The 11531-nt window shown below is 72.5% G+C and carries 9 protein-coding genes; 2 read left to right on the top strand and 7 right to left on the bottom strand.

What is annotated here, in order from left to right; all coding sequences use genetic code 11:
* Position 1: 1 nt before the first annotated feature.
* From hypE to ABZ567_RS11880, 5 genes are all read right to left on the bottom strand, one after another.
* Entirely contained in the window at positions 2-1027 is a 1026-nt protein-coding gene (hypE, locus tag ABZ567_RS11900) for a hydrogenase expression/formation protein HypE (protein WP_360787283.1), read from the bottom strand.
* Positions 1028-1084: 57 nt separating this feature from the next.
* Positions 1085-1675, bottom strand: a complete 591-nt coding sequence (locus ABZ567_RS11895) for a cysteine hydrolase (RefSeq protein WP_360787279.1) — start codon at positions 1673-1675, stop codon at positions 1085-1087.
* A 689-nt stretch (positions 1676-2364) separates the two neighbouring features.
* Complete coding sequence (locus ABZ567_RS11890; protein WP_360787646.1) at positions 2365-3444, bottom strand: ABC transporter ATP-binding protein; 1080 nt, start codon at positions 3442-3444, stop codon at positions 2365-2367.
* Positions 3445-3455: 11 nt separating this feature from the next.
* A complete protein-coding gene (locus ABZ567_RS11885) occupies positions 3456-5045 on the bottom strand; it encodes an iron ABC transporter permease (RefSeq protein WP_360787276.1) in 1590 nt (529 codons plus the stop codon).
* Between the two features lies 1 nt (position 5046).
* Entirely contained in the window at positions 5047-6063 is a 1017-nt protein-coding gene (locus tag ABZ567_RS11880) for an iron ABC transporter substrate-binding protein (RefSeq protein WP_360787273.1), read from the bottom strand.
* A gap of 172 nt (positions 6064-6235) precedes the next feature.
* On the opposite strand from ABZ567_RS11880, the gene ABZ567_RS11875 reads away from it, so the two are divergent.
* Positions 6236-8836, top strand: a complete 2601-nt coding sequence (locus ABZ567_RS11875) for an AMP-binding protein (RefSeq protein ID WP_360787270.1) — start codon at positions 6236-6238, stop codon at positions 8834-8836.
* On the top strand, positions 8833-9168 hold the full coding sequence (locus ABZ567_RS11870; protein ID WP_360787267.1) for a MazG-like family protein: 336 nt from the start codon (positions 8833-8835) through the stop codon (positions 9166-9168). Before ABZ567_RS11875 ends, ABZ567_RS11870 begins: the two co-directional genes overlap by 4 nt.
* Positions 9169-9255: 87 nt before the next feature.
* Here ABZ567_RS11870 and ABZ567_RS11865 read toward each other — a convergent pair whose 3' ends face one another.
* The gene (locus ABZ567_RS11865; RefSeq protein WP_360787264.1) at positions 9256-9696 is read right to left on the bottom strand and encodes an SSI family serine proteinase inhibitor; all 441 of its coding nucleotides are present in this window, start codon (positions 9694-9696) and stop codon (positions 9256-9258) included.
* 357 nt (positions 9697-10053) lie between these two features.
* Entirely contained in the window at positions 10054-11247 is a 1194-nt protein-coding gene (locus ABZ567_RS11860; RefSeq protein ID WP_360787261.1) for an FAD-dependent monooxygenase, read from the bottom strand.
* Positions 11248-11531 lie beyond the last annotated feature (284 nt).

Here is an 11531-nt window from a genome sequence, read left to right as displayed (position 1 = left end):
GTCAGCAGAGCCGGGGGAGTTCGGCGCCGAGCAGTTCCTCGACCACGGAGTCGCGGCCTTCGGCGTCCCGCATCAGGACGAGTGCGCCGTCCTGCTCGGTGACCTCGCCGATGGCGACGGCGCCGGTTCCGTAGGTGTGGGCGCGCAGGGCGTCCAGGACCTTCTGCTCGGCGGAGGGGTCGACGAACAGGCAGACGCATCCCTCGTTCGCCGAGTGGATCGGGTCGATGCCCAGCATGTCCGTGGCCATGAGGGTCTCGAACTGGATCGGCAGCGCGTCCTTCTCGATGCGGATGGTGTGGTCGACCGCCTCCGCGTACTCGTGCAGGACCGCGGCGAGGCCTCCGCGGGTGACGTCGCGCACGGAGCGCACGTCGCCCTCGTCGACGGCGGCGAACAGTTCGTCGAGCATGCCGTTGATCGGGGCGCAGTCGCTCAGGACCCGCTGCTCGAAGCCCAGTCCCTCACGGATCGAGAGGAGGTGCACGGTGTGGTTGCCGATCGGGCCGCTGAGGATCACCCGGTCGCCAGGCCTGACGTTGCGCATCCTCAGCGGGGTCCGCTCGAACACCCCCACCCCGGCGGTGTTGAGGTAGATCTGGTCGGCTTCGCCCTTGCGGACGACCTTGGTGTCGCCGCAGACGATCTGGACGCCGGCCTCGCGGGCGGTCTCCCGGATCGAGGTGAGGACCTGCACGAGGCGGGCGATCGGCAGGCCCGTCTCCAGGATCATGCCGAGGGTGAGGTAGAGCGGCCTGGAGCCCACCACCGCAAGGTCGTTGACGGTTCCGCAGACCGCGATCTTGCCGATGTCCCCGTTGCCGAAGAAGGGCGGGTCGACCACGAACGAGTCGGTGGTCATGGCTATCTGCCCGGTGGTGATGGGCAGCATCGCGCTGTCCTCCATCTCGCCGATGTAGACATCGCCGAGAGTCTCCACGATCAGTGCGAGCAGTTCGTGGCTGAGCTGGGTGCCACTGCCGTGGTCCAGGACGACTTCACCGAGTTCGGTTGCCGGGGTGGTCATCGGGTTTCCCTTCGGGGCGTAGGGGGTGGGGTGTGTCCGCGCGGTGGAAGGGAGGTGTTACGGGAGGATCTTGACGACCTTGCGGGGCAGTTCGCCCTCGCTGTCCAGCGTGGCGAGGATCTCCTCGGAGTCCGCGACGGTGGCGCAGTAGCCGCTGAGCCACTCGAGGGACCGGTCGCGGGCCTCGGGGTCGCCGGACACCACGCAGTCGGAGGGGACCCAGATGTTGTAGCCGCGGAAGAAGGCGTCGGCGGCGGTCGTCTGGACGCAGATCTGCGTCTGCAGGCCGGTGACGAGGACGGTGTCCACACCGTCCTTCTGCAGCAGGTCGTGCAGCTCCGTCTCGTAGAAACCGCTGTCCTTGTTCTTCTCGACGACGGCGTCGGAGGGGTCGAGGAAGTCCTGCAGGATGGCCGCGCCCTCGCTGCCGCGCTGCAGCGGGAGGGTTCCGTCGAAGTCCCGCTCCACGTTGGGGTCGTCGGGCAGGTTCACCAGCTGGAGGTGGTAGATGCCGTGCCCACGACGGCGCATCTCCTCCAGGAAGTTGACGAAGCGGGGCTGCGCCTCGGCCATGGCGGCGGTCCGCTCGGGCGTCTTGTGGACGACGTCGTGCTGCAGGTCGTTGGTGAGTACAGCGATCTTGCCCATGCGATTCCCTCGTGTGGTTCGGAGCACGACTGAGCGCGGCCGGCGCGTCCCCGGGTGACGGAGGGCAGGCTGGCGCAGTCGATGAGTGCTGCTGGAGAATGGGGGGGTGACGCTCTTCCAAGAGCGTTCTGGACACTGCTGGTTGAGAGGGGCGGCCCTTCCCGGCGCAAAGTGTGGTCGGTCACGTGCGACCCGAGGCGGAGTGTCGGAGATCCTCAGGCGGGCCGAGATTTGCACACCCTCCATGAACCCGTCAACAACAACACGCATTTGGGGATTCTGTGAAGCTTTCGCGAGCGCCCCGATGTCGGCGTCACGGCGACGGACGAGGGCCGGATTCCGGGCCGGGCACCCGCGCGCACGGAGCGTCGTGAGGGCATCGCCCGTCGCCACCAAGGGGCTTGACCTGCGGGCCTGCGCCGCGTGATGATCTCGATCGGTTCGGCGCGCGTCGTGTCCGGCCCTCGTCCTCGCACCGTTCTGCCGCGCACTCGCCCGGGGGAAGCCCTCACCTACCACCGGAAAGCGTGTCCACGCTTGTTACCTGCTCCGAGCGAGTCGCCACCCACGATCTCCTCGGTCCCTGACTCCGTGTCGGTGCTCCATGGCTCCGCCAGGCTTCCGAGAACGATCGAGGGGCCGTTCCGGATTTCTCCGGAACGGCCCCTGATCCGCGACGTCGACCGGTCTCAACCTCTGTTCGGGTGGAGGGTGGCCTCACCGGTCAGACGGATGCCGACCCTCCGGCCGAGGCCGACGCCGAGCGGGCCGGGGGCGCGGACGTCGACCGTCCGGTCCAGACCGTCCACGGCGACGGTGACCATGGCGTCGTGACCGAAGAAGCGCACGTCGGTGACGACGCCTTCGGTCATGACACCTCCGGCGCCGAGGCCTTCGGCGTCGGAGGCGCCCGGCTCGGCGAGCCGGAGCTGCTCGGGCCGCAGGAGCACGAGACCCTCGCGCAGGCCCTCCGGAGCGGCGGCGAGGGGGACACGCCCGAGCGCGGTGGTGGCCGTGCCCCTGTCGGCCGTTCCGGGTACGAGTACGGCGTCCCCGACGAACGACGCCAGCCAGGGGTCGACGGGCCGGTGGTAGAGGTCCTCCGGGGTGGCGCACTGGGCGACGCGCCCCTCGCGGAGGACGGCGACGAGGTCGGCCGTGGAGAGCGCCTCCTGCTGGTCGTGGGTGACGAGCAGGCCGGTCGCGCCGCTCTCCCGCAGCACGGCACGGACCTCCGCCCGTACGGCTCCGCGTAGCCCGCTGTCGAGCGCGCTGAACGGCTCGTCGAGCAGCACGAGATGGGGCCGGGGGGCGAGCGCGCGGGCGAGGGCCACGCGCTGCTGCTGGCCGCCGGAGAGCTCGTGCGGCATGCGGTCGCCGTAGCCGGGCAGCCCCACCAGGTCCAGCATCTCCCCCACGCGGGCGCGCCGGATCGCCCGGTCGCGGTCCGTGATGCCGAAGGCGATGTTGCGGGCCACGCTCAGGTGCGGGAAGAGCGCGCCCTCCTGGGGCACGATCCCGATGCGCCGCCGCTCGGGCGCCAGGTGGACTCCGGGGCCGCCGAGGAGCCGGCCGGCCACGGTCACGGTGCCGGCGTCGGCCTTGAGGAAGCCGGCGATGACCCGCAGCAGGGTGGTCTTGCCGCAGCCGGAGGGGCCGAGGACCGCGGCGAGGGCGCCTCCGGGAACGGTGAGGTCGAGGCCGTCGAGGACGGGCCCCGCGGCGCCGCCGTACGCCTTGACGACCCCGCTGACCAGAAGGTCGTCCATGTCCTGATCGCTCATGTGCGGTGCCTTCCGAGGAGGTACGAGGGGACGGCGGCCAGCAGGATCAGCGCGGCGGCGTAGGGCGCGGCCGCCGCGAACGATCCGGTGCCGGTCTCGGTCCACAGCCGGGTCGCGAGCGTGTCCATGCCGGTGGGGCGCAGGAGCAGCGTGGCGGGGAGTTCCTTCATGCAGACCACGAAGGTGAGGGCGGCGCCGGCGGCGACACCGGGGGCGGCCAGCGGCAGGGTGACCTCGCGCAGTACGCCGAGGGGGGTGCGGCCGAGGGAGCGGGCGATGTCGTCCAGGACGGGCGGCGCCTGGAGGACGGCGGCGCGGGTGGCGGCGACCGCGACGGGCAGGAACAGCACCGCGTAGGCGCAGATGAGGAGCGGGGTCTCCTGGTAGAGGGGGCGCGCGTAGCGGACGGCGAAGAAGACCAGGGCGAGTGCGACGGTGATGCCCGGCACGGCGTGGCCCGCGTAGGCGGCCTGTTCGAGGAGGTGGGCGAGCCGGCCGCGGTGGCGGGCGGCGATGACGCCCACCGGCAGCGCGAGCAGAGTGGTGAGGGCGGCGCCTCCGGCGGCGACGCCCAGCGTGGTGAGGGCGGTGGTCGTCAGTGTGGCGGGGTCCCAGGTCGCGGAGGTGCCGACGGCGAGCCAGTACCCGAGGGTGGCGAGCGGGAAGACGACGGCGAGGGCCACGATGGCGCCGCACCAGCTCAGGGCGAGGGTCCGGAGCCGCCCGAGGGCGACGGGGACGGCCCGTCGGGCGGTGCCGGTGCCGGTGCGGGCGTAGTCGGCACGGCCGCGGGTGCGTGTCTCGGCGGTCACGAGCAGCACCGTCATCAGGACCAGGACGGCGCTCAGCGCGGCGGCCGGGGTGCGGTCGAAGCTGGCCCGGTAGGAGGTGTAGATGCCCCGGGTGAAGGTGTCGTACCGCATGAGGGAGACGGCACCGAAGTCGGAGAGCACGTACAGGGCGACGAGGAGTCCGCCGCCGGCCGCGGCGGGCCGCAGCTGGGGCAGGGTGACCCGCAGGAAGGTACGGAGGGGGCCGTGGCCGAGGGAGCGCGCCACCTCCTCGTGCCCGGGGTCGGTGCCGCGCAGCGCAGCGGCGACCGGCAGGTACACGTACGGGAAGCTCACCAGGGTGAGCGCGAGGGCGGAGCCGGTGAACCCGGCCAGCGAGGGCGCGGCGGACAGCCAGGCGAACGCGGTGACGTAACTCGGCACGGCCAGCGGCAGGGTGACGAGCACGGACCAGGCGCGGGCGCCGGGCAGCGCGGTGCGGACCGTGAGCCAGGCGAGCGGGACGCCGATCAGCAGGCAGGCGGCGACGACCGTGGCGGTCAGGCCGAGGCTGCGCAGGAGGAGTTCGCCGGTGCGGCCGTCGGCGACGACGTCCCAGGCGTAGGCGGGGCCGCGTTCGAGGGCGCGGACGGCGAGGTAGCCGAGCGGCAGGACGGCGAGGGCCGCGGCGAGGGCGGCGGGCACGATCAGTATCCAGGAGGGCCGGGAACCGGCACGCCTGCGCCCGGCGGGTGCGGGGGCACCTGCCGGGCGAAGGACGTCACCGGGCCGGACGGGGGTGTCCGGTGACGTCATGTCAGACGAGCCCGACGTCCTGGAGCATGGCCAGGGTCTGCTTGAGGGAGTCGAGCCTGCCGAGGTCGATCTTCGGCGGCTGGAGGGTCTCCAGCGGCGGCACGCCGTCGGCCGTCTTCACTCCGGCGGCCAGCGGGTACTCCTTGGTCTCCTGGGCGAAGTACTCCTGGGACTCGGCGGAGAGGAGGTAGTCGACGGCCTTCCGCGCGAACGCGGCCTGCTTCTCGTCCGCGCCCTTGAGGACGCCGACACCGGCGACGTTGACCAGGCCGCCCGGGTCGCCCTTGGGCAGGTAGTGGATCCGGGCCTTGAGCTTGTCCTCGCCCTTCTCGGCCGCCTGCTCGTACCAGTAGTAGTGGTTGAGCAGGCCGAGGGAGACCTCGCCCCGGTCGACGGCCTCGAGGACCTTGAGGTTGTTCTCGTACGCCTTGGGCTCGTTGGCCTTGAGGCCCGTGAGCCAGGTGCGGGCGGCGTCGTCGCCCTCGAGGACGCGCATGCCGGTGACGAACGCCTGGAAGGAGGCGTTGGTCGGGACGAAGCCGATCCTGCCCTTCCACTCCGGCTTCACCAGCTCGTGGACGCTGTTCGGCGGAGTGGGGACCTGGGCCGGGTCGTAGCCGAGGACGCGCACGCGGCCGCTGACGCCGGTCCAGTCGCCGGCCGAGCCGCGGTAGGCCCGTGCGACCTTGTCCAGGGTCGTCTGCGGGAGCGGCGCGAGGCGCTGCTCCTTGGAGAGCGCGCCGAGCGCGCCCGCGTCCTGGGAGAGGAAGAGTCCGGCCTCGGTCTTGTCGCCCTCCTCCAGGAGCTGCGCGGACAGCTCGGCGCTGTCGCCGTAGCGGACCTCGACGGTGGTGCCGAGGTGCTTCTCCAGCTTCTCGATGAGCGGCTTCACGAGGTTCTCGTTGCGCCCGGAGTAGATGACGAGCCCCGCGGGGTCGTCGCTTCCGCAGCCGGCGATCGGCAGGAGCAGGGCGGCCGCGGCGAGCGCGGTCAGGGTGCGGGCCAAGGGGCGGCGCATACGGGTGAGGCCTTCCTGCCGTCAGCTGTCAAGGAAACCTGTGAATACGGTATTAATAAGGTAAAGCTAACCTAAGGGTCAAGTCAGGATTCGGTAACGGCGGGGACGCGAATCGACATCCGGAGCCCCCACCCCCTCTTCCGCTAAGGCCAGGCTTACCTACGATGCGCCCGTGACGCTCCTCCCCGCCCCGCCCGTCGGCGGCCACGCCCTCCCGCTCGCCCGCGACCTCGCGCACCACGGCGACCGCACCGCCCTGGTGACCGCCGAGGGCGAGGTCTCGTACCGCGAGCTGTCCGAGCGGGTCGAGGAGACGGCACGACGCCTCGGCACCCACCGCCGACTTGTCCTGCTGCCCGGTGCCAACACCGCCGGCGCGCTCGTCGTCCACCTGGCCGCGCTGTCGGCCGGTCACCCGGTGCTGCTCGTGCCCGGCGACCACCCGGAGGCGGTGGCCGCGCTCACCGCCGCGTACGACCCGGACGTCGTGGTCCATCCGGAGGACGGCGACGTGTGGCGGATCGAGGAGCGGCGCACCGCCTCCGCGCACACCCTCCACCCCGACCTGGCGCTCCTGCTCAGCACCTCGGGCTCCACCGGCTCCCCCAAGCTGGTGCGGCTCTCGCACGAGAACCTCCAGGCCAACGCCGAGTCGATCGCCACGTACCTCGGCGTCCGCGACACCGACCGGGCCGCGACCACCCTGCCGATGCACTACTGCTACGGCCTGTCCGTGATCCACAGCCATCTGCTCCGCGGAGCCGGACTCGTCCTGACCGGCCTCTCGGTGGCCGACGCCTGCTTCTGGGACCTCTTCCGCACCGCCGGGGGCACCTCGCTGGCCGGGGTCCCGTACACCTTCGACCTCCTCGACCGCGTCGGCTTCGCCGACATGGACCTCCCGGACCTGCGGTACCTGACCCAGGCGGGCGGGCGCCTCGCGCCCGAACGCGTCACGTCGTACGCCGAGCTGGGCGCGCGGCGAGGCTGGGACCTCTTCGTCATGTACGGCCAGACCGAGGCGACCGCACGCATGGCGTACCTGCCGCCCGCCCTGGCCACCGAACACCCCCGTGCGATCGGGGTCCCCGTCCCCGGCGGCTCGTTCCATCTGGAGCCCGTGGAGGAAGCCCCCGGGGCCGGCGAGGTGGGGGAACTCGTCTACACGGGCCCGAACGTCATGCTCGGTTACGCCCACACCCCCGAGGACCTCGCCCTCGGCCGTACCGTCGACGTCCTGCGCACCGGCGACCTGGCCCGCCGCACCGAGCACGGCCTGTACGAGATCGTGGGCCGGCGCAGCCGCTTCCTGAAGATCCTCGGCCTGCGCATCGACCCCCAGCAGATCGAGGCCATGCTCGAACGACACGGTCTCGACGCCCTGTGCGCGGGCGACGACGAGGGCCTCGCCCTCGCCGTCGTCCGCCTGCCCGGGTGGGACGAACGCCGGATCCGACGACGCGTGGTGGACGAGTGCGGTCTGCCCGCCCGCGCCGTCCGGGTCCACCTGCTGCCCGAACTCCCCCGCCTGGCCACGGGCAAGCCCGACTACCAGGCCGTACGCGCCCTGGACCGCCCGGCCGACGCGCCCCCGCCCGGCGGGGACGGAACCCCGGAGGAGCTGTGCGGGCTCTACGCACGGATCCTGGACCGCCCCGACGTGACGCCCGACAGCTCCTTCGTCTCCCTCGGCGGCGACTCCCTCTCGTACGTCGAGATGTCACTCCACCTCGAACAGCGCCTCGGCCACCTGCCTCACGGCTGGCACACGACCCCGATCCGCGAGCTGGGCCGGGGCGCCAGGGCCGGCCGGGGCAGGCGCCCGTGGAGCCGGACGGTCGAGACCACGGTCGTCCTGCGCGCGATCGCCATCCTGTGCGTCGTCGGCTCGCACATCCGGCTCTTCGAGATCCGCGGCGGAGCCCATCTGCTGCTCGCCGTCGCGGGCTTCAACTTCGCCCGCTTCCTGCTCACCTCCGCCGGACGCCGGGAGCGGGTGGGGCGCACCGCACGCAGCATCGCGCGCATCGCCGTCCCCACCATGGCGTGGACCGCGTTCGCGCTCCTCATCAGCGACGACTACGACCTGTCCAACGTCCTGCTCCTCCACAACGCGCTGTGGCCCGAGGACATGGGCCCCGGCCTCCACCTCTGGTTCGTCGAAGCACTCGTCTACATCCTGCTCGTCCTCCTGGGCCTCCTCGCCCTCCCTCCGGTCCACCGCCTGGAGCGCCGCTTCCCGTACGGGCTGCCGCTCGCACTGGCCGCGCTCGGTCTCCTCACCCGCTACGAGCTGGTGGGCCTGCCCGCCCGCGCCCAGATAACCGACGCGGTCACGGTCTTCTGGCTCTTCGCCCTCGGCTGGGCGACCGCGCGGTCCCGCACCCTGCCGCAACGTCTCCTGGTGACGACCGCCGTCCTTGCCACGATCCCCGGGTTCTTCCCCGGCGAGCCGCGCCGTGAGCTGTTCGTCATGGCGGGCTTCGTCCTCCTGATCTGGTTCCCCACCCTGCCGAGCAGCCGTCGGCTCAACCGGCTCGCCGGTCTGCTCGCCGGCAGCTCGCTCGCCATCTACCTGACGCACTGGCAGGTCTACCCGGTCTTCGACGACCTCTCGAAGCACCTGGCGTTCGTCGTCTCCCTGGCCTTCGGGGTCGGCTACGCGACGGCCGTCACCTGGCTCGTCCAACGGCTGTCGGTTTTGCGCCCGGTGAAGGGGAGGGAACGCTTCGACGGGCAGGCCCGTCCCGACAGACACGAGGAACCTCGATGAGCGACGACCCCTGGAACACGATCCGCACCCTCGCCGCGCACTTCGCCCGGCTCGACTCCACCCGCGGCCTGACGCCGGAGGAGCAGTGGACCCTGCAGGTCCTGAAGATCACCGAGGAGGTCGGTGAAGCCGCCCAGGCCGTCATCGGCGCCCGGGCGACGAACCCCAGGAAAGGACTCAGCCACACCTGGGACCACGTGCAGGAGGAAGTCGCCGACTGCGTCATCACCGGGATGGTCACCCTGGCCCGGATGCGCCCCGACGACGCCGCGGACTTCTTCGCCGCCGTCCTCGCGGAGAAGGCCGCGAAGTTCCTGCCGGCGACCGACTGAGCGCCTCGGGGGCACCGGCCCGGCCTGGACGCACCTGGCGGGCCGGAAGGCCGGACGCCCCTGGGAAAACGGTTTTCCGTGGTTCCGTCAGAACGCGAAAACCGCGCCGTCCGCCGTGCGGGCCCGCAGTTCGCACGGGTTGCCGTAGGTCGCCGACCAGGTGACGCGCCGGCCCTGCCAGACGCCGTCACCGGTGATCGTGACCGGGTTCCACTCGCGCGTACAGGGGTTGCCATCCTCTGAGTCCGTCAGGCTCGTGAAGTCACCGTCCGCAGCCTCCAGTTCCGCGCAGGCCTCTTCCGGCGCGGGGTGGCTGCCGGACGGGGTCGGGGCGCAGGTCAGGGTGACCGCGCGGGTGACGGAGGCGGACGCCGGGTCCTCGCCCTCGCCGATGGTGAGGACGAGCGCCGACGGAGCGTAGAGGCTCGCGGGCGCCGCCTGGGCGGTGCCGGTGAAGGCGCTTCCGATGAGCGCGAGGCCGGTCGCGGTCGCGAACGCGGTGGCTCCGAGGGTGTGGAAGTAGCGCACGGGGGTGTCCCTTCGTGAGGTGACGGGGTGATGTGGGCCGATCGGCCGCACACCGGAGTCTTGTCGAGGCGGTGGGTGATCGCACACGTGGTCGCACCTTTCCGGCCGCGACGTCCGACGGGCCCCTACCGACTGGTCGTTCGGCCAGTTGGGAGGCGGTGCTCCGGTACTCCGCAGCGCCTCCCGGGGCGCGGACGCGCCGGACCGTCCAAGCTCGAACGATCCGCTGACCTGCGTCGTCGCCGGAAAGGTTCCGGATTGGACCGTTCCCACCCGCTCATGGACGTCCGGAACCGAGGGCCCCGGTTCGGTCCGGCCAGGCCCCGGTTCAGTCCGACCGGGCCCCGGCGGAGAGCATCAGCCCACCGGCCGGTCCGGGAGGCGGAAGCCGTCGAACAGGTCGTCCAGGCCGCGCAGGGCCAGCCGGTTCGGGGTGGCACGGACCGCGAGGTCGCGGGCCGCCACCGCGAGCGGGTGCCCGAGGGCGCCGAGGCGGCCGACCCGGCGGGCGCGGACACGCACGGCGTCGGTCCGGTCGAGGCGGGCGGCGGTGTACGCGGCGAGGGCTGCCGGGACGCCGTCCGAGCCGTCACCCCGGTCCCCTGCGGGCAGCAGGTGGGCGAGGACCACCGCGTCCTCGACGGCCTGGCAGCCACCCTGACCGAGGTTGGGGGCCATGGCGTGGGCGGCGTCGCCGAGCCAGGCGATCCGGCCGTGGTGCAGGCGCGGGAGCGGGGCGGCCAGCTCGTAGAGGTCGTGCCGGAGGACGTCGGCGGGGGCGAGGCGGTCGACGCGGTCCAGCAGGGCGGGAATCGGTTCGTGCCAGGAGCCGAAACGACGGCGGAGTTCGGCGCGGGGGTCGGCCGACCGGGTGCCGGCCGGGACGACCGCGGTGGCGTAGAGGTAGAACCGGCCGTCGGACAGCGGGGTGACGCCGAACCGCTCGCCCCGCCCCCAGGTCTCGCTCATGGCCTCGATCCCCAGGTCCGGGGCGCCCACGAGGGCCCGCCAGGCGGTCTCGCCCAGGTAGCGCGGACCCGGGTGGGCGGGGAAGTACGCGCGGCGCAGGGGGCTGTGGATCCCGTCGGCGGCGACGACCATCTCCGCGGGAAGGTCCGGGCCGGCCCGTGTGCGCAGGACCGGGCGGCCTTCGGCGTCGTCGACGGCGGTCACGGCGGTGCCGTAGCGGAGGGCCGCCGTCGGCAGGGCGGCGGCCAGAGCGGCGGCGAGGGACGGGCGCGGGACGGCGATCGGGGGCATCCCGTAGCGGGCCGTCAGATCGGCGGTACGGATCCGGGTGAGCCACCGGCCGTCGGAGCGGCGCACACCCATCGCGGCGGGTACGGCGCCGCCGGTGACCCGGGTGACGTCGACCCCGACGGTGTGGAGGGCACGCAGCGCGTTGGGGGCGAGACCGATACCGGCGCCGGTGACGGAGGGTTCGGCGGCGCTTTCGCAGACGGTGACGTGCCAGCCACGGCGGTGCAGCGCCACCGCGGCCGTGAGGCCGCCGATTCCGGCCCCGACCACGACCGCGTGACGACCCGGCATGGAGCCTCTTTCCCCTCGGTGCGGGCCCTCGCCGTCGCTGTGGAAGGGCACTTGGTCCCTGCGGGCCCGGCCACCACGCGACTGCCGCACGCGTACGGCACCGGCTGTCGCATCGTACGCACGGATCGCCGGTGACCGAGTGGGGGCGGTGTGATGTGCGTGCCGCCCCTGACGCGGGCGGGGCAGCGAGGCGTCGGTTACCTGTGCGTAACGCATAGGCGGAAGGTGACAGCGGTGACTGTCGGGGTCCGTGGGGGGCATGACAACGTCGTCCTTGTCACCGA

This window comes from Streptomyces sp. NPDC016459 (assembly GCF_040632845.1).
Classification (GTDB): Bacteria; Actinomycetota; Actinomycetes; order Streptomycetales; family Streptomycetaceae; genus Streptomyces.
This window is presented reverse-complemented; position numbering and strand designations above follow the sequence as displayed.